Origin of the sequence: Hymenobacter sediminis (assembly GCF_003231285.1) — a bacterium.
Classification (GTDB): Bacteria; Bacteroidota; Bacteroidia; order Cytophagales; family Hymenobacteraceae; genus Hymenobacter; species Hymenobacter sediminis.
Window position 1 is genome coordinate 320,748 of sequence record NZ_QKNS01000001.1, and the last position, 22,866, is coordinate 343,613.

Sequence of the window (22,866 nt, forward strand, 5' to 3'; positions counted from 1 at the left end):
ACAGACTAAGCAGTAACCGTGGATACCAGGGCCCGAACGGAGTTGCGCAGGCGCTCCAGGCACTTAAACTTCTGTACCGTAGCCGAGCGCACCGTGCGGTATTGGTGCGTGGCCGCAATCTGCTCCAGCGGCTGCTGGAAGTAGTAGAAAGCCAGAAGAATATCCTTGCATCGCTCGCCTAGCCGCTCTACCTGCTCCAGCACCGCAAGCACGGGCTGCTCTGCCAATTCGGCTTCCGCTACCTCCGCGTGTTCGTCGGCAAGGGAAACAAGCGGCTGCCGGGTGCGGCGACTCAGCTCCTGTCGCCACAGGTTGCGGCACACGGCCACCAGGTAGGTACTGGCCGAAGCCGACAGCACAAGCGTTTCGCCTACTACCTTCTCATAGAACGTAATCAGGGCATCATGGAACACGTCCTTGGCATCTTGGGCCGTGCCGCCGTGTTGCTGCACGTAGCGCCGCACCATCGGGAAGGTGTGCTGGTACAGGTGGGTGAGGGTTCGTTCCCGATCCGCGAGAAGCGCCTGCCGCAAAGCTGCTGTAGTTTCCATGAGAGGTAGGAGCCGAGGTGAGGTTCAGAATTCGTTCTGATAGTTAATCCGTTTTCTCGTCAACTATCACCCGGCTTCAACGAAATAATTCTTTGGCCGCATCTACGGCTTGGCCAGCACATCTTGAATAACAGCCAGGTAATCAGGGGTATCGGTCATGCCGTTATGGCCTGCGCCGCGCAGGGTAACAAACTGGTCCTGGAGCTTCAGTAAGGATTTGAGCTGTAGCGCGCTCTGGTAGCTGATTATTTCGTCCTGGTCGCCGTGGAAAATGACGATGGGAGCAGCAACGCGGGGCAGCACTTTATCCGTGTGCAGGGGGTAGCGCACAACAAAGCCCGGCACCCAAGGGTAGTGCTGCCGGGCCATGGCGCGCATGCTGGGGTAGGGCGCCTGCAGTAGGAGCAGGCGCGGATTGTGGCGCGAAGCTAACCACGCCGCCGCACCCGTGCCCAGCGAGTACCCTAGGATAACCGTTTGGTTTTCGGGGTAGTGCGCACCTATCTGCTGGTAAGCCGCTTCCACATCGGCCAGCAGCTGCGCCTGACTAGTTATACGGCCCTCGCTTTTGCCGTAGCCCCGGTAGTCGAGCAGGAATACATCGTAGCCCAAGCGCGTGTAGATAGGTGCTACCTCGCCCCAACTATCCAAGGCCCCACCATTGCCGTGCAGGTAGAAAATGAGGCCTTTCGCGTGTACCGAATCGGCCCGGAACAACAACCCATTAAGGCGGGTGCCATCAGCGGCAGTCATCCAAAGCTCCTCAAACCGGCCGGGAAACCGAAAACGATAGTTTGGGGCCAGCCGGGTCGGAAAGAACAGCAGCCGCTCCTGCTGGAAATACAGCAACACGCACACGCCTATGTACAGCGCGGCTCCCAAACCTAGAATCCAGAGTAATAATTTCATAGCGTAACAGAGAAGGAAGAGGCTTTTAAAGAGCTGCCACCTTATACACGCTACCTCGCTTTATTTTCTAATAAGGTAGAATCAAGCTGAAACGCTACAGTGCGGCTCAAGCTCTGCCGCTTGTGATTACGATCTGTATAATGTACACGCAACCGTACATGATAAGTGTTGCTGCTTAACGATATGGGAGTTAGAGTTCCGGTAATATCAGGGAAATCATGTGCAAACATGCCTCCTCCATACTGAAAGCCACTAATCATGAACGTGCTATCAGAGGCTACCACCCGTTTGCCAAGAGGCCAGGTTTCGGGCCGTAACGCTTGTAGGAAAATAACGGTAGCCTGGGTACGGTGAGCTACACGATGATTACCCCGTTTACTTGAGTAGCGAAATACGGTGAAGTCTCCCGGTACTACTGTCTCTAGCCCATTCACCTTAGCATTAGGGGCGTAAAGTGCGCTTGTTTGAACGTGGTCAGAAAATCGATAACGAAAGGAATGGCAATTGCTGAATAAGCAAAGAAAGGATAGGAAGAAGATACTAAGGAAGTGGTGCAACCTCATAGCTTGTACCTAACTACCCCCCAATCGTGCTCATGGACTCGAAGCTGAGCTGGTGCAGGGGGCGCTGTTGCTCGGCCTCAAAGCCATTGGCGGCGCGGTTGCGGAAGGCGGAGATGAGGGCGGCCACAAGGTCGGCATCGGAGGCGCCGCCGCGCAGCAGGGCCCGGATGTCGAGCACGCCTTGGTCGTAGAGGCAGGTTTTAAGGCCGCCTTCGGCCGTGAGGCGGATGCGGTTGCAGGTGCCGCAGAAGGTGCGCGAGTAGGCCGCAATAATGCCCAGGCGGCCCTGGTGGCCGGCCACGGTGTAGTGCGAGGCCGTGTCGCCGGGGCGGGTAGCTACTGGCGTCAGCTCGCCCAGGTTTAGCTCTAGGTGCTGCCGGATGCGGTTGTGATTCCAGGGTAGGGTAGCAGCGTGACTGCCTCCGTTGAAGGGCATCTCCTCGATGAAGCGCACGTCCACGGGCAGGTCGCGGGTTAGTTCAGCTAGGGGCAGAATATCCTGGATGTTCTGGCCATCCATTACCACAGCATTGATTTTCACCCGGATGCCGGCCGCCAGCAACGCATAGAACGTGTCCATGACGCGGGGCAGCTCGTCGCGGCGGGTAATGCTGGCGAAGCGAGCCCGGTCCATGGTATCGAGGCTCAGGTTCACGGCTTTTACACCCATGCGAGCCAGTTCCGGCACATGAGGGGCCGTGAGCACGCCATTGGTGGTCATGGTAAGCTCCTCAATACCCGGAATTGTGCTCAGCCGACTCATGAACGGCACCAGGTCGCGGCGCACGAAGGGCTCCCCTCCGGTTAGACGTACCTTGCGCACGCCCAGTCCGGCCATCACCGCTACTAACCGCTCCATTTCCTCGTAGGTCAGTAGCTGTTGCTTGGGCAGGTATTGGATGCCTTCCTCGGGCATGCAGTAGAAGCAGCGCAGGTTGCAGCGGTCCGTAACGGCCAGGCGCAGGTATTCCAGCGGGCGGCCGTGGTTATCAAATAAAACGGACGGTACAGGAGCAGACATACTCGGAGGGAAGAAAACACAGGCTTCAAGTGAAGTCCTGAAACAAACAACGTAAATCAGACTTTTCCGTTCGGGTGAAGGGCGCGGCTGCCCGCTCAGGTTACTCCTCCCGGCCAAGCCAACCCGTTCCATCACGACGAACACGTAGATAACCAATGAACTTGAAAATTGCTTTGTTCGGCATTGCCCGCGAAATCGTGGGGCAGTCGTCGCTGGAGGTTTCGGCGCCGGAAGGCCAGTCGGTGCAGGCGCTCCTGGCGGGGCTGCGGGAGCAGTATCCGGCCCTTGGGGGCCTGTCAAGCCTGGCCGTAGCCGTGAACAACGAGTACGCCGAAGAAGAAACGACCCTCACGGAGCGCGACGAAATTGCCCTGATTCCGCCGGTGAGTGGAGGGTAGGACTTTGGTTTGATAATGCAGAACGTCATGCTGAGCTTGCCGAAGCATCTCGCGTGCTGACGTTGCCACACTAACCGTCATGCCTGATCTGGCGTCCGCGGAGTCGAAGCATCTCTACCGCTTCGTTACCATAGGCCTAGGCCAGTTGATTAGCCAGCACGCGAGATGCTTCGACTACGGCTGCGCCTTCGCTCAGCATGACGTTCTGATTTACCTGTCACCATTTACTTCACCGCCCCATCACCTCCACTTTGATTCACATCGACTTAACCGATCAGCCCATTGACGTAGCCGCGGCCCTGCGCACGGTGGAAGACGACGGAGCCGGCGCTATCAACACATTCATTGGCGCGGTGCGCAACAAGAGCACCGGCCGCCCTGTGGTACGCCTCGAGTATGAGGCCTACGACAGCATGGCCCTGCACCAGCTCCGCAAAGTAGCCGAGCAGGCCGTGGAGCAGTGGCCGATGCTGAAGAAAGTCACCGTCATTCACCGCAAAGGCACCCTCTACATCGGCGACGTAGCTGTGGTAGTAGCCGTATCCACGCCTCACCGCGCCGAGAGCTTCGCCGCCTGCCAGTACATCATTGACACCCTGAAGCAGGTAGTAACTATCTGGAAAAAGGAGTTTTACGAGGACGGTGACGTATGGGTAGCGGCCCACCCATAGCAGAGCAAATAAGCAAAGCTCCCGTTACCTAAAACTACTTTTTAGAATTAGTCCTGACCGTCCTGTCGAGCTGGTCGAGACATCTCGCTCGAATCGTTGGGGTAGTAATCCAACGTCAGCACGCGAGATGTCTTGACCAGTTCGACAGGACCGTTCTGTGAACAGCACTTCAGTCAACTACTCTTAGTGTGCTTCTTTGAGAGAATACGGTTCTACCCCAATTCCTGCCGAGCTTGCTCTGCTTCCTCCGGGGTGTTCACGTTGCGTAGCTCCTGGGGCGCGGGTGGGGGTAGCAACTCAATATCGGAGTTGATGAGCGACTTGCGGGGGCAACTGTAGCCCATGCTCAGAAAACGCAGCAGGGTAACGTAACTGCCGGGCTCCCAGATGGTGATGAGCGGCTCGGGCCACTCGTTTTCGGGGCTTTGGTAGGCTGTGGCCATGCGGGCCGGCTGGCGGTGCGCTACCAGGTGGCCAAGGGTAGTTTCGGAGAGGAAGGGCAGGTCGCAGGCCACTACCAGCCAGGCGGCGTTGGGGTCGAGGCGGAAGGCAGAGAGCAAGCCGCTTAGCGGGCCCAGATCAGCGAAGGTGTCGGGCAGGGGGCGCAGGCCGGCGTACTCCAGCTCCATCACCTGATCGGGGCGGCAGGAAACGTGCACATCCTGGCAGAACTGGGCCAGCAACTCGGCGGCGTGGGCGCGTTGCTCCCGGCCTTCGTGGTAGCTGAGTTTACCCTTATCCTGGCCCATGCGTTGGCTGCGCCCACCGGCCAGCACCAGTCCCCGCAGGGGCGGTGCGGCAGCGTGCCACTCCCGCAAAATCAGGTCAGACAGGGTTTCGGTATCGTGGAGGGGTAGGACGGGCACGTTGGCTTCAGCGAGGTGCGCGCGCAGGTAGGCGGGCACTTCGGTTACACCTTCGGGCAAAAGCAGGGCGCGCACGTCGGTAAGGCGGTCGAGCTTTTTCTCCACGGGTTTGGCCGGGTCCAGAATCACGAGCTGCTGCCGGGCCCGGAAGTGGTTGCCGTTCACCAGCACCAGGCTCTGGTGCTGCAGCCACTCCTGTTGGCTAAACTTGTCGATTCCGCGCTTCAGATTCAGGCGCGTGAAGGTGATTTTGTCGGTCAGCTCGGCGGCTGCGCCGGCTTGCAGCACGGCATCCTGACCCCCAGTGCCGCCCTGAGCCGCGTCGTCACCGGCGGCGTGGTCGGCATCTACGTAGGCTACGCGTAGGGTAGGGGAAAGCAGCGGCAGTAGTCGAGCCGCTAGCTCCTTGATCTTGCCACAGGGTGCCCCCAGAATAGCCAACTCATGGCGGCCAAACTCACCGAAATCAGGCCGGGCAAGCTGGGCATGCTTGGTGCGGGGCGTGGGGGTAGCAGAAGGCTGGTTATCCGGCATGATGAAAATCCTGTTTGCCGCCGGTTTTTTCCAGCAGGCGCGTTTCCTGAATTACAATGTTGTGCGACAGCGCCTTGCACATATCATAAATGGTGAGAGCCGCCACCGAGGCACCGGTTAGGGCCTCCATTTCCACGCCGGTTTTGCCGGTTACGGTGGCCGTGCACTCAATCAGCACGGCGTCTTCCCCATCCACTTCAATGCGCACCTGGCAGTCGTCGAGGCCCAGCGGGTGGCAGAGCGGAATCAACTCCGAGGTGCGCTTGGCCCCCATGATGCCGGCCAGAATAGCCGTTTGGAACACGGGGCCCTTGCGGGTGGGCAGGTCGCCTTCTTTCACGAGGGCCATGATGTCGGGGCCGAGCACCACGCGGCTGCGGGCCCGGGCCACGCGGCGGGTGGGCGTTTTCTGGCCCACATCAACCATAGCCGGCTGCCCGGCGGCGTTGAGGTGGGTGAGTTTGGGAGAGTCAGACATAGTAGCTGTAGAGACGCATCTTTGCGCGCAGTCGTTGCGAATAGTAAACAAACCGGCTAGACCAGTACTTTGCTTTTTCGCTGTGGATATTGTCATTCCGAGCACAGCGAGGAGTCTGGGTTCACCATTCAAGGAGATAACTCAGATGCCTCGTCTCTGCTTGATGCGCCACATGCACGGAATGACATCATCCTGCAAGAAGAAGCGCAAAGATGCGCTTCCGTAACCGCTCTGCCCCTGCTTATGATATCCGTTGAAGAAGCCACCCGTTTTGTTGCCGCTACCGTCCGCCCGCTGTCCGTGGAGTACCTGTCGCTACCCCTGGCGGCGGGCCGAATCCTGCGCGAAGACCTGCGGGCCGACCGGGACTTCCCGCCCTTCAACCGGGTAGCCATGGATGGAATTGCCCTGCGCTTTGCTGCTGTAGAAGCCGGCCAGCCGGAGTTTCGCATCGAAAGCACCCAATTTGCAGGCCAGCCGCCTACCCCCCTGCACGACCCGGAAGCTGCCGTGGAAATCATGACCGGTGCGGCCCTGCCCGAGGGAGTGGATACCGTCATTCGCTACGAAGATCTTACGTTCCGCACCGATGCCGATGGGCAGCGCTACGCCACCGTGCAGGCCCTACCTCCTCGGCAGGGCCACAACGTACATGCCCGCGCCGCCGACCGCCGCCAGGGCGACCTGCTGGTACCCGCTGGCACCCGCCTGGAGCCCGCCGAAGTAGCGGTGGCGGCTACCATCGGGGCGGCTACGGTGGCCGTCACGCGCCGCCCCCGCGTGGCCGTGGTCAGTACCGGCGACGAGCTAGTGCCTATCACGGAGCAACCCGCCGCCCACCAAATTCGGCGCTCCAACGCCCTGATGCTGCAGGCCGCCGCCTGGCAGGCCGGGGCCGAGGCTGAAACCTTTCATTTCAACGATGACCCTGAGGCCCTGCGCCTGGGCCTGCCCGCCCTGCTGGAAGGCTTTGACGCGGTGATTCTGAGCGGAGGTGTATCCAAGGGCAAGGCCGATTTTCTGCCGGAAACCCTGCGGGAATTGGGCGTAGAGCAGGTGTTTCATGAGGTGCAGCAGCGGCCTGGTAAGCCGTTCTGGTTTGGGCAGCAGCCCGGCGGCGCGGTGGTGTTTGCCCTGCCCGGCAACCCGGTTTCTACCTTCGTGAACTTCTACCGCTATGCCCGTCCGTGGCTGCTAGCCGTGCAGCAACCTACCATTGAAGCTACCGATTCACCGGTTACGGCTTGGCTCGGCGGTCCGGTTTCAGCCGTGCTTACCGAGGATGTACAATTCAAGCCCCGCCTCACCCACTTCCTGCTCGTGAGTTTGGAAGCTGGTCCCGATGGTAGCCTGCTGGCTACCCCCGAGCGGGCCGGCGGCTCCGGCGACATGGCCAGCCTGCTGACCTCGGCGGGTTTCCTGGAACTGCCGCCGGAACAGGAGCTGTTTCCGGCCGGCACAGTGCTGCCAGCGTGGCGTTGCCGGTAGGGCTACTGCTCTACTTCTTGGTACTGCACGCGGAAGGAGCCCTCCGTGAACCGCAACAGCTCAACCTGCTTGGTGTACTGCGCGTCGCGGCGTAGGGTAGCCGAAAAACGACCCTCCACGATTTTCTTAACGGTATCTAGACGGGTGATTTCCAGCTTTGGGGCGGTTTCGGCTGCGGCGGAGGAGTAGTAATCGATGCGGGCATCGCCACCCAGCAGCACGTCCCACTCGGCTGGTAGGGGCTGCACGGCGCTTAGTTGCTGCTTGCCTTTGGGCAGGGTGAAGCCCAGGCGGAGGTAGCTGGGCGTCTGAGCCAGAGTGTCGTGGCCAAACAGCAGAAACGCGCCTGTTGACTTCACATAAGTACCGGAGGTAGTAGCCGACCACGCGGTGTCGTTCTTCTGCGCCTTTACAAAGAACGCCGGCTGCTCCAACGGCAGCTTGGCCGACTCCTCATTGCAAGCGGCTAAGCTGCCGGCTAGCAATTCGCCCAGCAGAATCGGTAGGAAAGTAATTTTCATATCAGAACAAAGACACAGTTACGGAACACTACCGCTCATAATACAGAAATACTGCCTAACTCTTTCGGGAGGATTACCGTGGCATCAGGGGGTAGGGGATGGGGCATTGGCTAAGTCGTTTTTAATCTGCTGGATAATTTCTTCCAGCTGTCTTGTGATGTCGGCGACCATTGGGAGTAATAGCTCCGGCTGGAAGCCAGCCGACCACTGATCCAGCTCCGTAACCACGGGCAGCAGGTGTTGCACCCGCAAGTGGGCCAAGCTGGGCCGGAGGGTATGCGCCGCACTTTTCAACCGAGTTACATCCTGGCCCTGTAAGCCGTGGGCTAGCTCCTGCAGAAGCTCTTCGCTGCTTTCCACAAAGGTTTCCAGCATGAACTTCACAAACTCCTGGTCGCCCTGCCCCACAGCCAGTAATTCATCTACCTGGTACAGGGCCGGGGTTGAGGCTGGAGCCGGGGTAGGAGCCGCCGGTAGGGCTGCGGCGGCCTGGGGCACTACCCATTCGCTTACAATCTGTAGCAGCTCGGCTTCCTGGAAAGGCTTGGCCAGGTAGCCATTCATGCCCGCCACTAAGCACTTTTCCCGCTCACCTTTAATGGCATTAGCCGTGAGGGCCACAATGGGGGTAGTAAGTTGCAACTGCTGGCGTAGGGCAGCCGTGGCCCCGTACCCATCCAGAATGGGCATCTGAATGTCCATTAAAATCAGGTCGAAGGACTGCTCCTGGGCCAGAGCTATGGCCTGCTCTCCGTTTTCAGCCTCCGTTACCTGCACCTGAGCTTGCTGCAGGAAGGTCTTGGCAATCTGGCGGTTGAAGCGGTTGTCCTCTACCAGTAGTACGTGCTTGTGGCGCAGGTGCTGGCGCAGAGGGCTGTCTTCGGTCAGGAGCACCTGGGGCAGCAGGTCCTGCTCCGTACCTGTGGGTAGGCGCAACGTAAACTGGGTTACCGTGCCCCGGTGCTTCTCACTTTCCAGCTGCATGTCGCCACCCATGAGCTTTACTAGGTTGCGGCAAATAGGCAGGCCCAGACCGGTGCCGCCAAACTTACGCGTCACGGAGGCATCTTCTTGGCTGAACTCCTGGAAAATGTGGGCCAGAAACGCGGGCTCAATGCCTACACCCGTATCCTCTACCCGAAACAGCACATCTACCGTATCGGCGGGTGCGTCCGGGGCATCTACTACATTGCAGGAAATAACTACGTGGCCTTTCTCGGTGAACTTGATGGCGTTGCCGGCCAGATTTAGCAGCACCTGCGTGATGCGGTATGGGTCGCCGAGCAGTACGGAGGGCAAGTCTGGCCCTAACTGGGTGCGCAGGCACAAGCCCTTTTCCTCAGCTTTGTAGTGCAGGGTTTGCTCTACCTGGTTTAGAAGCTGAGTGGGCTTAAAGCCAACCTGCTCCAGCACCATCTTGCCCGCTTCCAGTTTCGAAAGGTCCAGGATGTCGTTGATGATGACCAGCAGGTTATCGGCCGAGGTGGTAATGGCTTGCTGGTAACTGCTTTGGGTAGGCGTGAGCTCCGTTTTGGCCAGCAGCTGACTCATGCCCAGAATAGCGTTCATGGGCGTGCGAATCTCGTGGCTCATGTTGGCCAGAAAAATCTCCCGGGCCCGCACCGCCGACTCGGCCGCTAGTTTGGCGTGGCGCAGGGCCCTTTCCGTGGCTACGCGCTCCGTCACGTCGAGTCCGTAGCCCAGAATCATGTGCAGGGAACCATCGGGGTGGAAAACGGGCTGCAGGCAACGGTACTGGTGCCGGTCGCCATCGGGCCGCAGGAACGTTTCCTCGTAGGTAACCAGCCGCCGCTCCCGAGCTACTAACTCTAGCTGGGCGTGCCGCTCCTGGGCCATGGAGGCCGGAAAATTCCGTCGGGAGAAATAGTCGAAGTTGTCCTTGCCGATAATCCACTTCCGCATTTCCGGGTCCTTGATGCCGCTAGCATTCACGAACAGGTAGCGGAATTTATCGTCGAAAACACCTACGTCGCAGGGTAGCTGATCGAGCACGAACTCGTAAAAAGCCCGCTGATCGGCCAGTTGTTTTTCTACCTGCCGGCGCTCCGTGATGTTCACGCCCATGCCCACCATCATGCGCAGGGAGCCATCAGGGGTGAATACGGGCAGGAAATGCCGCTGCATGTGCTGAGGGCCCTCGGCGGTTTCCATCACTTCTTCCCACGTAACGCGGGAACGGGTTGCCAGGGCTTGCTCAAAGCATTCACGGCGCTGCACGGCTAGCTCCTGGGGCCGCCCGAAATGGGCGAAATACTCAAAATCATCGTGGCCGATAACCCAGCTACGGATTTCCGGATCCTGAATGCCATTGGTATTGACGAAGCAGTAGCGGCGCTCGGTATCGAAGACGGCAACCTCTACCGGGAGCTGCTGCAGCACAGTTTCAAAGAAGTCCTGGTCAGCGGCTGCACACCGCTCAGGGGGTAGGGAGCCTGCGTCGGGCGTGACTTTTGGCGGCGAGGCTAGTTGAGCCTGCGCCGCTGCCAGCGCCTGCTCCAGAGTCTGTATGCGATGCTCGGCCCAGGTGCGCCATGCTTGGTCATCGGTAGGTGGGGTACCGGAGTTTTCCTGAAAGCCGAACGACGAAATAGCAGTCATCTAATACAAATACACGCAGTGACAAAGCAACAAATATAGCTAATCTATGAAGCGTCATATACTTATGATTAAATGAATAGTTTGGGAATAAATAGTATTATTTGGTCACTGTGCTTGTGTCGCCATCAGTTTAAAGCTAGGCAGTGCTTGTTTACGTATCTTTTTCCATCGTCCTGCTGCTACCTATTTCCACTTCTGCGCGATGCTAACGGCAGTTTCCAGCATATAGGGGGCCCACTGCTCCAGCTTCCAGTCGGATGAGGCTAGGGCAGAAGCGTGTAGTTGCCGCTGGGCCTCCGCGAAAGACGGTGCCGTTTCCAGAATGTGGGAAAGTTGCTGCTGGTGCGCGTGAAGCTGGGCGTCTTCCAGGGCAGGGCCGGTTTGCAAAGGCTGCGGGGGTAGGAAAAACGCATCTGCATAGCCCAGGCGCCCAGCGCGGTGCCGATGCACTACCTCTTCCATCCGGCCGAAGTCGTGGCGGAAGCGGATGCGGCTTTCTTCGGTTTTCAAGCTAGGGCCCAACTGCTCCAGCACTACGTATTTCAGCCGGGGGCACCGCGGAATAGTCAGCTCCAGCAGTTGAAATACTTCTTCCGGCACGCCCTCGTCGTGGGTGTCGCGCCGGATTTTGCGGCCGGGAGCCAACTCGGAGTTTTCCCAACTGCCGCCCGAAATGTGAATTTCCCGCACTCGTTCCAGTGGGTAAAGCCCAATAAGCTCCTCGTAGGAAACGGAAAAGTTATGAATCTGGCAATACAGGTTATGCAGGTCCAGGATCAGGAAGCCATTGACGGGCTCCAGCAGCCGGCCTAGAAACTCACCGTGGCGCTTCACCTCATCCAGCGAATACGCAAAAGCCAGGTTTTCGAGGCCCACCGGACAGCGGCAGGCCTCGTAGATGCGGCTGAGTCTGTCTTGACCCAAGCGCAGGGTAGCGGGCGTGTAGGGCACTGGCAACGGGGCTCCGGAGTGAAAATTTTGACCAGTAAAAAAGCCAAAATGCTCCGTGAGGTGGGCCAGTGGGTACTGGGCCACTACCTGCCGCACCTGCTCCAGCCACTGCTGCTGCTCCGGCGTCCAGCGGCCCGAAAGCAGGGAGAAATACACACCGTGGCCCAGCAGTCGGTTTGCGGCGCTGTACGTGGTCAGAAGCTCCGAAAACCAGTCGGGCACTTGCTCCGCCCAGAACAGCGCATCAAAGGACCACTCTAATGCCTCTACCCGGCCTTCAGCCAGCAGCGGCAGGGCTGCCGACAGAATATCGGCATCGAGGTTGCAGGCCAGGGTAGCAAGAATGGCGGGCTCCGGTTGCACAGCAGGCAGGGTTAAATCAGGGGGTTAGCCTAGGCCGCAGGCGGGGCAGTTAATAGGCGTTTTGCTGCTTTCAGTTTTCTTGCCTTCTTCTCCCTTTGGGGCGGGGTCGTTGGTTTTGCAGCCGGTGGCCTGAGCTGTGAGGCCAACTACCAGGGCGCCGAGCAGGGCTTTGGAGAGTTTCATAGGAAGAGTGGGTAAGAGTAAGGCAAATAGCTAGGTTGTTTAGGGGAAGAGTCTGTGCTAAGCCGGTTGGTTGCATGCTTAGCCCCGCTGTTCTCTTAAAAAGACAGAGTCAGTTCGTGGTGCAACTGCCAAACGCCTACCTCTTTATATCCGGTAGATCCTTCTGATACATTCACCCGCCTCACGGCCCAGACTAGCTAGGCGCCAACGGGGCTGCTACCGCCAGGGCTAAGCACGCTGCTTGGCCGGCTGTACCTACGGAAAAAGTAGGGCCTAAGGAAACACAAGAGAGTAGAGGTCATTAGTAATAAACGGATATAGCTCCACTATAAATAATAGTCAAGGTGTAGCGGTGCCTCGGCCACTGCGTGGTACCTTGCACGGTTGATGACGTTATCAGTTTTTTCCTGATTATATGATTAAACTTCTACCCTTTAAGGCAGCTACCAAGCTAGTAATCTGGTTTGTTCTTGCTATTATGCTATTGGCGCGGCCCGCATCGGCCACCCATATTGTTGGGGGCGAGCTGGATTTACAGCACGTGGCCGGCAGTCGGTATCAGCTAACCCTGAACTTGTACTTTGATGATGTAAACGGCGAGCCGGGAGCCTTGGACCCCAGCCTGCTGGCTGGGGTGTTTGCCCAGGGCAGCAATCAACGTATGCTGTCGGTGTCGCTACCGCTCGTCAGCAACACGTTTGTGGCTTACACTAACCCGGCCTGCGAGGCGCCCACGCTGCGCACGCGCAAGCTGGTGTACCGCTCTACCATTGAGTTGCCCTCCAATGTGTATACCAACCCAGCCGGGTATTATGCTGCCGTGGAGCGCTGCTGCCGCAACCGCACCATCAGCAATATTGAGAGGCCGGAAGATGCCGGGCAAACCTTCTACCTGGAGTTTCCGGCGGTGGTGCGAAACGGCAAGCCCCTGCTCAACTCTACCCCCCAGATTTTTCCACCCTTGAGCGACTATGCCTGCCGCGGCGAGCTGTTTTACTACGATTTTGGGGGGACTGATGCCGACGGCGACTCGCTGGTGTACGAAATGGCAACGCCTCTTAATGGCAGCTCTTCGCCTACCAATGTCGCCCCCGATCCTTCGCCCGCTCCCTATGCCCCGGTAAATTGGCTGCCCGGCCTGAGCGTTACTAATCAGATACCTGGCGTGCCAGCCCTGGGCATTGACCGCCGCACCGGCCGGCTAACTGTGCGGCCTTCCCAATTGGGCTTGTTTGTGTTTGCTATTAAGTGCTCTGAATACCGCAAAGGCGTAAAGCTGGGCGAGGTGCGGCGCGACTTCCAGCTGAAAGTGCTCAACTGCCCGCCTAACCAAACGCCCAACCTGAGCGTGCGCCTGCCTGGCCAGACGCGCCCCTACGTACCCGGCCGCGACACCCTACGCCTGCAGCCGGGCGCCGATCGTTGCCTGCGCCTGCGCTTCACCGACCCCGATGCCAACTCCCAACTCACGCTGTCACTGAATCCCATCAATTTCAGTGGTCCGCTGCCAAACTTTAGCGTGCAGCAGGGGGTAGTGCGTGCCCCCGGTCAGCCCGATACGCTTACCTCACAGTTGTGCTTTCCGGAGTGCCTTGATACCGATGGCAAAGTGTACCACCTGAATGTGATTGTGGCCGATAACGGCTGCAGTCTCCCGCGCCGCGACACGGTGGAGGTAGCCTTTATGGCCATTCCCGACCCAAACTCGGCCCCCACGCTGCGCACTACCGCTACCTCCCCGCTGCGCGTGAAACCCGGCACGCTGGTTACCTTCGACGTAATCGGTACTGACCCGGACCAAGACCCCATTATCCTGGAGATGCTGGGCCGGGGCTTTGCCGTCGCCGGAGTAGGAGCACAGTTTGCTCCGTCTCAAACCGGCAACGAGGTACGTGGCCGCTTCAGTTGGCGGGTGCCGTGCCCAACCACTAGCAAACAGCTCTATGAGTTTGAGTTTAAAGCCGCTGCTGCGCCCTGCAACCGTCTTCAGACCACCAGCCTGGTCATTCCGATTGAGATTGACTACCAGAATGCGCCGCCCGCACTGACTACCACCGCCGATCCGGCCCGGCCCCTGGTAGTACGACCGGGGCAGGTAGTAGTGTTCGATTTAGATGCCACCGACGCCGACAATGACCCCGTAACCCTGAGCATGCAGGGTCGCAATTTCTCGGCGCCTACCCTGGGAGCTAGCCTAGACCAAACCAGCAGTACCCAAGGCCGCCGGGGCACCTTCCGGTGGGTAGTGCCCTGCCCACCCGCCGATAAGCTGCTCTACGAGTTTGAATTCACGGCTGCTTCGGCCTCCTGCGGCAAGCAACAGACCACAGCACTGGTTATTCCCATCCGGATTGATCTTCAGAACGATGCGCCTACCCTGACGGCTACGGCCAACACCGCTCAGCCGCTACGGGTGAAACCAGGGCAGCTTCTGACCTTCGACCTGCTGGCCCAGGACCCCAACAATGACCCTATGGGCCTGACTATGACGGGCCGCGGATTCGGGGCTACGGGTGTAGGCGCTCAGCTAACTCAAAACACAGTAGGGCCGCAACTGCGGGGGCGCTTCGTTTGGCGGGTGCCTTGCCCTACAGCTGCCAAGTCGCTGTATGAGTTTGAGTTTACCGCTACCGATGTGCCATGTGGCACCGCGGCCAGCGCCAGCTTGGTTGTGCCTATCCTGATTGAAGACCCTAATACTCCGCCTACCCTTACCTCGGCGCTGTTTGCGGCGGCTCCGGCGGCGCGTGTAGTGCAGCAAACGCCCGGTACCACGTTCGAGGCGACCATAACAGGCTTCGATGCAGAAACTGACCCCTTAACTCTTACCGCCCGCGGAGTAGGGTTTGACCTGGCGGCCGCCGGTATGCGGTTCTCAGCGCGCAACGAGGCCGGGCGGGCCACTGGTGCTTTCCGCTGGGATGCCAGCTGCGCAGCCGCAATCCAGAGCAGCTATGAGGTAGTGTTTGAGTTGCAGGAAACCACTTGCAGCCCCCAGCCCCAGCGCCAGACGGTCCGCTTCGAGGTAATCAGCCCGGAGCAGGTGGCCTTCAACCCGCCTAACATCTTCACGCCCAACCACGATACTAAAAACGACGTGTTTGAGCTGCCAACTCTTCCGCCGGACTACTGCTCCCAGCGCTTCCTCGATATTAAGATTTACAACCGCTGGGGCAAGCAGGTGTACAGTTCCACCAACCGCGAATTCCGCTGGGACGGGGGCGGACAACCAACTGGGGTGTACTTCTACTTTATCACGTATTCCAACCAGCGCCAGTTCAAGGGCAACGTAACCATTGCCTACTAAGAGTTGTCGCTCGGTACCATAAAAAAGCGCTGGTGTAGCTTACACCAGCGCTTTTTTATGGTTTCATCAGCCCTGCTAATCCTTCTCGAACTCCAGGCCGCAGGTAAAGCAATGACACTGGGGCTTCTCGGGAGCCAGTAGCCACAGGCGCAGCTTCACAAAGAGATTATCACTAGGCTGGGGCAGGTGGCGGCAAACCACGTCGGTGTGGTGGCAGCGGGGGCAGCGTAGGGCCGCGGCCGGCTTCTCATCAGGCTCTTCAGGGGGCATGGCGTGCATAGGTGCCTGCTGAGCGTGGAGCACCTCCTGAGCTGCTGCTACATCGGGGGCACGCACGAACAGGCGCACGGCACCTAGGGCAGGACCGTAAGGCCGGTTTTCGTTGCTGAGAAAGCACGGAATACCGGCCGCGTCCAGCTGGTTTTTAGCCAGATGCGCCGCTATAGTGTCCCGAAACGAATCGAGCACAACGATGGGGGTAGGCGAAGAGGAGTCCGAAGGCATAAGCAAAAGGCAGCGCCCAACGGCGCTCCAAGCCAAAAACAACAAAAGCACCCGCTTGGGTGCTTTTGAAGATGAGAAAAAGCGGCCGAAACTGCTACTTAAACAGGGCTAGTGCTTTAATAAACGTCTGCGACACCCCCCAAGCTAGGGGAATGCCCACGTAAAGCCAGGCCAGAATAGCCGAACCACCCACAGCAGCCGGCTCTTGGGCGGGCGGCGTGGCCGAAGAAGGATTAGCGGGAGTGCTCATAGTTGCTGATCGTTAGAGAGGTAGGAAAAGCAGGGGCTAGTGCCCACCGGCTTCAATGGTTACGGGGCCTTTCTCGTAGTATTCTTCCTTAACGGGGCGCACTGCCAGGTTGGCCAATAGGCCTATCACCAGCACGCCGGCCATGGTGTAGAATACGTTTTGGTAGGCGGCTGCGCCTTTAAGGCCTTGCTCTTGAGCATGCTCGTGCAGGGTGTGCACAATCAGGGGGCCCAGCACCCCGGCCGTACTCCAGGCGGTGAGCAGGCGGCCGTGAATGGCGCCTACCTGGTACTTGCCAAACATATCTGACAGGTAAGCCGGAATAGTGGCAAAACCGCCGCCGTACATGCTGATAATCACGCAGGCCACCACCACGAATAAGGTTAGTTGCAGACCATGCCCCAGCGTTGGAACCAAGGCGTACAGCAAAATACCCAGCCCGAAGTAGATGGCATACGTTACCTTGCGGCCTAGCTTGTCAGAAGCAGATGACCAGAAAAAGCGGCCCAGCAGGTTAAACAAGCTCAGCAAGCCTACGAAGCCGGCCGCTGCTGCAGCCGTTACGCCGCGCCCTGCGCCCATGGCCCCATCCGAGAAGGTTTCTTGCACCAGCGGCGAAGCCGTTTCCAGTACCCCAATACCTGCCGTTACGTTGGTAAGCAGCACCACCCACAGCAGCCAGAACTGCGGCGTTTTGATGGCGTTGTCGGCCGATACGTTGGCCGTGGTTATCATGTCGTTGTGCTCAGTGCTGGGCACGTAGCCGGCCGGTTTCCAGTCGTCGGCGGGCACCCGAATGGTCCAGACGCCGAACTGCATGAACAGCAGGTAAATGAGGCCCATCACAATGAAGGTGGGCGCCACACCCTGCGGTGCAGAGTCTTTGAAGTGATTCATGAGGTTGTTGGCCAGGGGCGAGCCAATCATGGCTCCGCCGCCAAAACCCATAATGGCCATGCCGGTGGCTACCCCCTTGCGGTCCGGGAACCACTTAATGAGAGTACTTACCGGCGAAATGTAGCCGATGCCGAGCCCGATGCCGCCCACAAAGCCATAGCCGAAGTACAGCAGCCAAATGTTGTGCAAATGAATTCCGAGAGAGGCAATCAGGAAGCCGCCGCCAAAGCACAGCGCCGACGCCAGCATGGCTTTGCGAGGGCCCACCCGCTCAAGCCACTTCCCAAACACTGCCGCTGAAAGGCCCAGCAGCACAATGGCAATGGAAAAAGTAATACCGATTTGCGTGGGCGTCCAGTCGTCGGGGGCTGGGTTATTAACATCGCCGCTAATCAGGGAGCCCAGCGGCTTGTTGAACACGCTAAAGGCGTAGGCTTGCCCAATGGCGAGGTGAATAGCCAGCGCAGCCGGCGGAACCAGCCACCGGTTGTAGCCCGGCCCGGCAATGGTGCGACTACGGTCCAGTAAGGAATCGTTTGCCATAAGTTGAACGGGTGTTTGGGGGAGTGAAAGAACGGGCTGGCAAGCCAGCCAACGTAATGCAGTGCTTGGCTGTACGAGTTGGTAGCCAATAAGGTAGAAGTTCGGGGTAGGGTTTCTGGCGGGCAATCCAACTATTGTTGCTAAAAACCTATAGTTGGAAGTTGTTCCTCCAGTCCCATTCAGGCCTCGATATATACCAAGCTAGCTGTCTTACGTGAAGAACGGATGTAGGTACACATCAGCCATCTTTCTTCTGCCCACAAACGGTCCGCTATGTGCAATTTATAGCCTTATAGTAGGGGTATGTTGTTAATAGTTAGCTTGTTGAATATTAAGTGGGGCTGATAAAGGCACGCAGGCTAGTTGTTCAGTATCTACCCTCCTTGCCTTCCATTGCAGGCTCCTTCAGCAGCCAACCGCGCGGCCCTTGAGCTCGGGTGCGTTTCAGAAATACTTCTAAGCCCCGCTTCATGGCCTCCGCCATGCGCTGTTGAAATTGTGGGTCCGTGAGCCGCTTTTCGTCCTCAGGGTTTGATACGAAAGCGGTTTCCACCAAAGCGTTAAGATATTCAGTAGGCCCATTCAGCCCGAAGTTGAAGCTCCCTACGTTGCCAAACCCCGCCAACCCAGTGCCGCGCATCTGCTCATACAAAGCCACCGACAAAGGCCGAAACGCTACGTAGCGGTAGTATGTGCTGGTGCCGTGGGCACTGGCGCTACCCGCCGAGTTAACGTGAATGCTGACGAGCAAATCGGGGTTGAGACGGCGCAGCAGCAGCACCCGGTCGCCGTTATCCACGGTGGCATCGGTTTCGCGGGTCATGAGTACGCGGGCACCGGCTTGCTCCAGCTCTTGGCGCAGCTTTTGGGCAATGGCCAGCGTTAGGTCCTTCTCACGGGCTCCGCTGGCACCGGTAGCACCCACATTGGTGCCGCCATGGCCGGCATCAATAGCAACCCGCAGGCCTTGTAAGCGCAGCTTCTGAGGCGGCCGCTTCACCCGTATTTCCAGGGTGTTCCCGCGGTAGCCGATGTGGTACCCCCAGCTTTGGCGATGGCGCAGGGGTAGCACCAGCCGGAACACATCGGGTTGCACCTGCTCATACGTTACGTCGCCCAGCTCCTGAAGGCCGTCGCGCTGGGTTATCCAATTGGTGTTGGATGTCGCCCCAAAAATGTCAACCACTAGGCGGCTGGGCTCCGTGAGTAGCTGGGAGCGGTAAGGCAGGCGCTGGCTGAGCGGCACCCGCACGTAATCATACACTGAGTCGCCTTGTACGCTCCAGGAGCCCGTGAGCGAGCTAGGTACGAAGCCACCCGGTGGCAGTAGGCGCACCACCTCTTGGGGTACCCAAGCCGTTTGGATTTCACTGAGCTGAACCCGGTACTGGTTACCTACCCGCCCGGTAAGGTGCAACACCACCGCCGAGTCGAGGTAGCCGAGCTTGGCCCCACCCAGTCGGTCTTCGCCAAGGCCATAGTTGAGGTAGGCCAGCTCGCCCTTGGTTACAGCCAGCTGCGGCTCATTCGGATTGAGAAACCGAACCCGATTTCTGCTGAAGGCAGTGGCTATGAGGCTATCAGGGGTCAGGAGCTGAAACGCAATGCGCCTATTTTGTAGCGTATCGCCGGGCCGCACCACATAGGTGCCTTGATAAACACCGCGCTTGCCTTGGGCTTGGGCAGGTAGTAATTCCGTGAGAGGTTGCCCGTTCAGGAAGCTGGCCCGCAGCCCCGGCGTACCCGTCAGGCGCACCTGCAGCCGGTCGCCGGGGCGGAGCCACTGGTCGGTAGCGGGCACGGTTTCGGCATTGCTGATAACGGGAAGGGTAGGGGCCGAAAGGCGGCGCTGCTGAGCCCGCACGGTGGAAGCATGTGCCAGTAAGGCGCCTAGCCCGAACAGGCAGGCAACAGATGTCCGGAAGATTCGCATACGTGGAAAGTACAGACGCATAAGCGGCTTCGGGCGTTGCGAGGGGGTAGGGCATGCCCGGCTTCCTACCTCTTGCGGCAACGAAAAAGCCCCGCCATTGGCGGGGCCCAGATTGAAAAAAGCTATCTGCTGCAGTCCTTTCAGCAATAGCCCGAAAGCTGACTTAGTCGGGCTGCTTTACAGCTTGACCTAAATCCTTCACATCGCGGCCGGTTTCCAGAGCCGTGAATTCCGTTTGCAGGGCCCGAATGTGCATTTCATCGCGGCCCTTAATGTCGAGACGAATGGCCCGGAACTGCGCATTGAGCCGGCGGCTGATGGCCGTAGCATAATCCCAGTCGCGCTGGGTCCAGGCTTTGCGTTGGGCCCGCACTTGCTTCATAAACTGTACAAAGGCAGGCTCAATGGTCTGGGGCGTCAGCTTTTCTATCTCGGCGTAAGTGCCCAGCAGTTGGTTAGTGAAGGTTGTTTCGGCGGCTTTGTCGAGGGGTTGGCGGCTGCGGGCCCGGGAAGTAGAATCGAAGCGGGCGGCGCGGCGGCCAGCCACGCGTAGCTTAGCGGCGGCGCGGTCGGCAGCGGTATCCAGCCGGCGGGCTTCTTGTTTTACCATTTCCTGCCGCTCGCGCGGGGTCGTGTCGCAGGCCGCCAGCAGCAGTCCGGCCATCGGGAGCAAAAACAAACGGAGAGGTTTCATGAGGGCAAGGTATTGAATGTTGAGGTAGAGGCCGCACTCGGCGCTAGCCGGGCCTTATACGCAGCGCAGCTCACCTCTTTACGAAGTGAGCTGCGCAGGTTGTTATAAAGAAGCAGGTGCCCGTGGGCCGTAGGCTATTGGGGCCGCATCCGGAAGGTGAAAGGCATTTCATACTTAGAAACCACCGCCCGGCTGCCAATGCGGGCCGGAATCCACTGGGCCGGAATGCTGCGGGCCACCCGCAGAGCCTCCTCGTCGCAGCCGGAGCCAATGCCCAGCACCACCTGATGACTTGAAGCCTGCCCTAGCGTATCCACCACAAACGACACCAGCACCCGGCCCTGCACGTTTTTGCTTTGAGCTGCAACGGGGTAGTTAAGCTTGGTCATGTATTGCGCCAGGGCCGCGTCGCCACCAATAAAGAACACGGGCTGGGTTACGCGCTGGCGCGTCCACTCGCCTTTGGTGTCCTGCACGGGGTAGGGAATGTCGTCGAAGGGGCGGAAGAACACCAGCTTCTTTGCAGTGTGGTCGTACTTCTGTGCTACTACTTGGCTACCGTCGCGGGTATGAGCATAGTATTCCCATACGCCTACCTTCTCGCCTTTCTCAAGCATACCGCTTTCCAGGTCATTTTTGCGCATTTTCTGGGCGTGCGCGGCTAGGGAGGCAAATACCAATACAGGCAGTAAAAGTTGTTTCATAGGGGGAATTTTGTGTGGGAATCTTGGGGAGAGTGTGCAGACAAAACGGCCCGGACAGCCAACTGGCAAAAAGCAGTCGGCGACAGGGTTATAATGGAAGAAAGTCTTGGTTTAGTTCTATACGGCCTAAATGGCCTGAGACGACGGATTAACAGGGGGTGGGACTATTAGCATACTGCCGAAGCAGTTATTCGAGACTGGAAGCGGCTGGGGGGAATAGCTACAAAACAGCACGGTCCGGGAAATTTACCAATTTCCTTTCAGTCCAACAAACCCACATAGTATAGCCTCGCTTAGTCCAGGGGCTTACTCCGCCTGTTCATCCAGCAGGTCGCGCAGGTCGCGTAGCTGAACCTGCAAGCCCGGCCAGGCCGGACAAATTTTCTCTAATCGGGTCAGCACGCGCATGGCCCCTCGGTAATCGCCCAGCATACGAAGCATCATTGCCCACCCGGACAAAGCCCCGAAATGGCGGGGCTCCAGGCGTAGGGTTTCACGTACATCGCGCAGGGAAGCATTGTATTCGCCCCGCATGTAATAGGCCGTAGCACGCTTATTCCAGCCCTCAGCGTAGTCCGGACTGGCTTCCGTGAGCAGCGTAAACTGCTGAATGGCCAGGGTGTGGTCGCCAGCGGCAAGAGCGCGCATGCCCGCTTCCAGGTACTTGTCGAGCAAGGGGTGGCCGGCCGTTAGCCAAATCTGCCAGATGCCATCTTGTAAGGCCTCAATTTCGGCCGGAGCCGTAGCCTCTCGCAGGCGTGCAAACAGGTCGTTGAGGGTATCCAAGGGGCGGAAGAGGTGAGAGTGAATTTGTGAACAGGAGTGTTCTTATGCTACGCTAAGTCAGGAAAGCGGTTAAATAACTTCACAAGTTCACCTCTCACCACTTCACCCCTAGAACAAAGCAGCCGCTACCCGCCGGATGCTTTCCGACTTGCCCATGCTGTAGTAGTGGAGCACTGGTACGCCGTGAGCCATCAGTTCCTTGCTCTGGTTGATGCACCACTCAATCCCGATTTCGCGGGCCGCAGCGTTATCGGGAGCCAGGTGCACGGCATCAGCCAGTTCCTCCGGAATGTTGAGGTAGAAGGCCCGGGGTAGCATGGTGAGCTGGCTTTTGGTAGTGAGCGGCTTCAGGCCGGGGATGATGGGCACCGTAATGCCCGCCTCGCGGCAGCGCCTCTCGAAGTTGAAAAACTGCTCGTTATCGAAAAACATCTGGGTCACAATGTAGTCGGCGCCGCGGTCAACCTTGTGCTTGAGGTAGCGCAAATCGGCCCCGTAGTTCGGCGACTCAAAATGTTTCTCGGGGTAGCCAGCCGTGCCAATGCAGAAGTTGGTGGCCCAGGTATCGTCCTGCTCCTCATCCAGGTACTCGCCCTTATTGAGGTTAGCGACTTGTCCAATGAGGTCGGCGGCGTAGGCGTGCCCATCGGGGTCGGGCTTAAAGTGGCCTTCTGATTTGATAGGGTCGCCGCGCAGGGCCAGCACATTGTCAATGCCGAGGAAGTGTAGGTCGATGAGAGCGTTTTCTGTTTCCTCTTTCGAGAAGCCCCCGCAGATCAGGTGGGGCACCGTGTCCACATCGAAGCGGTTCTTGATGGCGGCGCAAATACCTACCGTGCCGGGGCGCTTGCGCACCGTTTTCTTCTCCAGAAACCCATTAGGGTGCTGGCGGTACACGTACTCCTCGCGGTGGTACGTTACGTCAATAAACGGCGGCTTGAACTCCATCAGGGGTTCAATATTCGAGAACAGGTTCTGAATGTTCTCGCCCTTTTTCGGGGGTAGCACCTCGAAGGAAAACAGCGTCTTGCCGTTGGCGCGGGCCAAGTGTTCGGTTACTTTCATATAGAGCACTAGCGGGCAGCTAGTGAGTCGAAGGAGTAGTAATCAAGCTCCCCTCCTCAGATGAGGA

The 22,866-nt window shown here is 58.7% G+C and carries 21 protein-coding genes; 4 read left to right on the forward strand and 17 right to left on the reverse strand.

Translation table 11 applies throughout. From position 1 onward, the window contains the following. Nucleotides 1-5: 5 nt before the first annotated feature. From DNI29_RS01315 to moaA, 3 genes are all read right to left on the reverse strand, one after another. A complete protein-coding gene (locus tag DNI29_RS01315) occupies nucleotides 6-551 on the reverse strand; it encodes an RNA polymerase sigma factor (protein WP_110976267.1) in 546 nt (181 codons plus the stop codon). A gap of 102 nt (nucleotides 552-653) precedes the next feature. After that, nucleotides 654-1,460 (reverse strand): alpha/beta hydrolase, encoded by an 807-nt coding sequence (locus DNI29_RS01320; protein WP_110976268.1) that lies wholly within the window; start codon nucleotides 1,458-1,460, stop codon nucleotides 654-656. Between the two features lie 576 nt (nucleotides 1,461-2,036). Beyond that, entirely contained in the window at nucleotides 2,037-3,044 is a 1,008-nt protein-coding gene (moaA, locus tag DNI29_RS01325) for a GTP 3',8-cyclase MoaA (protein ID WP_110976269.1), read from the reverse strand. 155 nt (nucleotides 3,045-3,199) lie between these two features. Here moaA and moaD point away from each other — a divergent pair, with 155 nt between their 5' ends. Both moaD and DNI29_RS01335 read left to right on the forward strand, forming a co-directional pair. Further along, a complete protein-coding gene (gene moaD / locus DNI29_RS01330; protein ID WP_110976270.1) occupies nucleotides 3,200-3,442 on the forward strand; it encodes a molybdopterin converting factor subunit 1 in 243 nt (80 codons plus the stop codon). Nucleotides 3,443-3,693: 251 nt separating this feature from the next. Next, nucleotides 3,694-4,113, forward strand: coding sequence for a molybdenum cofactor biosynthesis protein MoaE (locus tag DNI29_RS01335; RefSeq protein WP_110976271.1), 420 nt, complete (start codon nucleotides 3,694-3,696; stop codon nucleotides 4,111-4,113). Between the two features lie 212 nt (nucleotides 4,114-4,325). Here the strand turns inward: DNI29_RS01335 and DNI29_RS01340 are convergent, their stop codons facing one another. Next, a complete protein-coding gene (locus tag DNI29_RS01340; protein ID WP_110976272.1) occupies nucleotides 4,326-5,513 on the reverse strand; it encodes an NTP transferase domain-containing protein in 1,188 nt (395 codons plus the stop codon). Next, complete coding sequence (gene moaC, locus DNI29_RS01345) at nucleotides 5,503-5,991, reverse strand: cyclic pyranopterin monophosphate synthase MoaC (protein WP_110976273.1); 489 nt, start codon at nucleotides 5,989-5,991, stop codon at nucleotides 5,503-5,505. The genes DNI29_RS01340 and moaC overlap by 11 nt, the downstream gene beginning before the upstream one ends. Nucleotides 5,992-6,234: 243 nt before the next feature. On the opposite strand from moaC, the gene DNI29_RS01350 reads away from it, so the two are divergent. Next, nucleotides 6,235-7,479 carry a molybdopterin molybdotransferase MoeA gene (locus tag DNI29_RS01350; RefSeq protein ID WP_110976274.1) on the forward strand — a complete coding sequence of 415 codons (1,245 nt, stop codon included), beginning with the start codon at nucleotides 6,235-6,237 and terminating at the stop codon, nucleotides 7,477-7,479. A gap of 2 nt (nucleotides 7,480-7,481) precedes the next feature. On the opposite strand, the gene DNI29_RS01355 is transcribed toward DNI29_RS01350, so the two are convergent. The 4 genes from DNI29_RS01355 to DNI29_RS24385 all read right to left on the reverse strand — a co-directional run bounded on the left by DNI29_RS01355 (nucleotide 7,482) and on the right by DNI29_RS24385 (nucleotide 12,116). Then, nucleotides 7,482-8,000, reverse strand: a complete 519-nt coding sequence (locus tag DNI29_RS01355) for a hypothetical protein (RefSeq protein WP_110976275.1) — start codon at nucleotides 7,998-8,000, stop codon at nucleotides 7,482-7,484. An 84-nt stretch (nucleotides 8,001-8,084) separates the two neighbouring features. Then, a complete protein-coding gene (locus DNI29_RS01360) occupies nucleotides 8,085-10,619 on the reverse strand; it encodes a hybrid sensor histidine kinase/response regulator (protein WP_110976276.1) in 2,535 nt (844 codons plus the stop codon). 183 nt (nucleotides 10,620-10,802) lie between these two features. Beyond that, nucleotides 10,803-11,933 carry a multinuclear nonheme iron-dependent oxidase gene (locus DNI29_RS01365; RefSeq protein ID WP_238387972.1) on the reverse strand — a complete coding sequence of 377 codons (1,131 nt, stop codon included), beginning with the start codon at nucleotides 11,931-11,933 and terminating at the stop codon, nucleotides 10,803-10,805. A 24-nt stretch (nucleotides 11,934-11,957) separates the two neighbouring features. After that, complete coding sequence (locus DNI29_RS24385) at nucleotides 11,958-12,116, reverse strand: chryseobasin-related MNIO class RiPP peptide (protein ID WP_162303468.1); 159 nt, start codon at nucleotides 12,114-12,116, stop codon at nucleotides 11,958-11,960. Nucleotides 12,117-12,531: 415 nt separating this feature from the next. On the opposite strand from DNI29_RS24385, the gene DNI29_RS01370 reads away from it, so the two are divergent. Then, a complete protein-coding gene (locus DNI29_RS01370; RefSeq protein ID WP_110976277.1) occupies nucleotides 12,532-15,423 on the forward strand; it encodes a T9SS type B sorting domain-containing protein in 2,892 nt (963 codons plus the stop codon). A gap of 75 nt (nucleotides 15,424-15,498) precedes the next feature. Here the strand turns inward: DNI29_RS01370 and DNI29_RS01375 are convergent, their stop codons facing one another. The 8 genes from DNI29_RS01375 to metF form a co-directional block, all read right to left on the reverse strand. Continuing rightward, nucleotides 15,499-15,927 (reverse strand): putative signal transducing protein, encoded by a 429-nt coding sequence (locus DNI29_RS01375; protein ID WP_110976278.1) that lies wholly within the window; start codon nucleotides 15,925-15,927, stop codon nucleotides 15,499-15,501. A gap of 94 nt (nucleotides 15,928-16,021) precedes the next feature. Beyond that, nucleotides 16,022-16,177, reverse strand: coding sequence for an MFS transporter small subunit (locus DNI29_RS24705; RefSeq protein ID WP_202910352.1), 156 nt, complete (start codon nucleotides 16,175-16,177; stop codon nucleotides 16,022-16,024). A gap of 36 nt (nucleotides 16,178-16,213) precedes the next feature. Continuing rightward, complete coding sequence (locus DNI29_RS01380; protein WP_110976279.1) at nucleotides 16,214-17,617, reverse strand: L-lactate MFS transporter; 1,404 nt, start codon at nucleotides 17,615-17,617, stop codon at nucleotides 16,214-16,216. A 367-nt stretch (nucleotides 17,618-17,984) separates the two neighbouring features. Then, nucleotides 17,985-19,550 carry an N-acetylmuramoyl-L-alanine amidase gene (locus tag DNI29_RS01385; protein WP_162303469.1) on the reverse strand — a complete coding sequence of 522 codons (1,566 nt, stop codon included), beginning with the start codon at nucleotides 19,548-19,550 and terminating at the stop codon, nucleotides 17,985-17,987. Between the two features lie 163 nt (nucleotides 19,551-19,713). Then, nucleotides 19,714-20,244: a hypothetical protein gene (locus tag DNI29_RS01390; protein ID WP_123823025.1), complete on the reverse strand. Its 531-nt coding sequence runs from the start codon at nucleotides 20,242-20,244 to the stop codon at nucleotides 19,714-19,716. Nucleotides 20,245-20,378: 134 nt separating this feature from the next. Next, nucleotides 20,379-20,948, reverse strand: a complete 570-nt coding sequence (locus DNI29_RS01395) for an energy transducer TonB (protein WP_110976282.1) — start codon at nucleotides 20,946-20,948, stop codon at nucleotides 20,379-20,381. A 306-nt stretch (nucleotides 20,949-21,254) separates the two neighbouring features. Continuing rightward, nucleotides 21,255-21,734, reverse strand: a complete 480-nt coding sequence (locus tag DNI29_RS01400; RefSeq protein WP_110976283.1) for a tetratricopeptide repeat protein — start codon at nucleotides 21,732-21,734, stop codon at nucleotides 21,255-21,257. A 108-nt stretch (nucleotides 21,735-21,842) separates the two neighbouring features. Further along, on the reverse strand, nucleotides 21,843-22,799 hold the full coding sequence (gene metF / locus DNI29_RS01405; RefSeq protein WP_110976284.1) for a methylenetetrahydrofolate reductase [NAD(P)H]: 957 nt from the start codon (nucleotides 22,797-22,799) through the stop codon (nucleotides 21,843-21,845). Between the last annotated feature and the right edge of the window lie 67 nt (nucleotides 22,800-22,866).

Bases quoted from the DNA above. Each gene is read 5' to 3' on its own strand.
- DNI29_RS01315 (WP_110976267.1), bottom strand. From the start codon at position 551: ATGGAAACTACAGCAGCTTTGCGGCAGGCGCTTCTCGCGGATCGGGAA.
- DNI29_RS01320 (WP_110976268.1), bottom strand. From the start codon at position 1,460: ATGAAATTATTACTCTGGATTCTAGGTTTGGGAGCCGCGCTGTACATA.
- moaA (WP_110976269.1), bottom strand. From the start codon at position 3,044: ATGTCTGCTCCTGTACCGTCCGTTTTATTTGATAACCACGGCCGCCCG.
- moaD (WP_110976270.1), top strand. From the start codon at position 3,200: ATGAACTTGAAAATTGCTTTGTTCGGCATTGCCCGCGAAATCGTGGGG.
- DNI29_RS01340 (WP_110976272.1), bottom strand. From the start codon at position 5,513: ATGCCGGATAACCAGCCTTCTGCTACCCCCACGCCCCGCACCAAGCAT.
- moaC (WP_110976273.1), bottom strand. From the start codon at position 5,991: ATGTCTGACTCTCCCAAACTCACCCACCTCAACGCCGCCGGGCAGCCG.
- DNI29_RS01350 (WP_110976274.1), top strand. From the start codon at position 6,235: ATGATATCCGTTGAAGAAGCCACCCGTTTTGTTGCCGCTACCGTCCGC.
- DNI29_RS01355 (WP_110976275.1), bottom strand. From the start codon at position 8,000: ATGAAAATTACTTTCCTACCGATTCTGCTGGGCGAATTGCTAGCCGGC.
- DNI29_RS01360 (WP_110976276.1), bottom strand. From the start codon at position 10,619: ATGACTGCTATTTCGTCGTTCGGCTTTCAGGAAAACTCCGGTACCCCA.
- DNI29_RS24385 (WP_162303468.1), bottom strand. From the start codon at position 12,116: ATGAAACTCTCCAAAGCCCTGCTCGGCGCCCTGGTAGTTGGCCTCACA.
- DNI29_RS01370 (WP_110976277.1), top strand. From the start codon at position 12,532: ATGATTAAACTTCTACCCTTTAAGGCAGCTACCAAGCTAGTAATCTGG.
- DNI29_RS01375 (WP_110976278.1), bottom strand. From the start codon at position 15,927: ATGCCTTCGGACTCCTCTTCGCCTACCCCCATCGTTGTGCTCGATTCG.
- DNI29_RS24705 (WP_202910352.1), bottom strand. From the start codon at position 16,177: ATGAGCACTCCCGCTAATCCTTCTTCGGCCACGCCGCCCGCCCAAGAG.
- DNI29_RS01380 (WP_110976279.1), bottom strand. From the start codon at position 17,617: ATGGCAAACGATTCCTTACTGGACCGTAGTCGCACCATTGCCGGGCCG.
- DNI29_RS01385 (WP_162303469.1), bottom strand. From the start codon at position 19,550: ATGCGAATCTTCCGGACATCTGTTGCCTGCCTGTTCGGGCTAGGCGCC.
- DNI29_RS01390 (WP_123823025.1), bottom strand. From the start codon at position 20,244: ATGAAACCTCTCCGTTTGTTTTTGCTCCCGATGGCCGGACTGCTGCTG.
- DNI29_RS01395 (WP_110976282.1), bottom strand. From the start codon at position 20,948: ATGAAACAACTTTTACTGCCTGTATTGGTATTTGCCTCCCTAGCCGCG.
- metF (WP_110976284.1), bottom strand. From the start codon at position 22,799: ATGAAAGTAACCGAACACTTGGCCCGCGCCAACGGCAAGACGCTGTTT.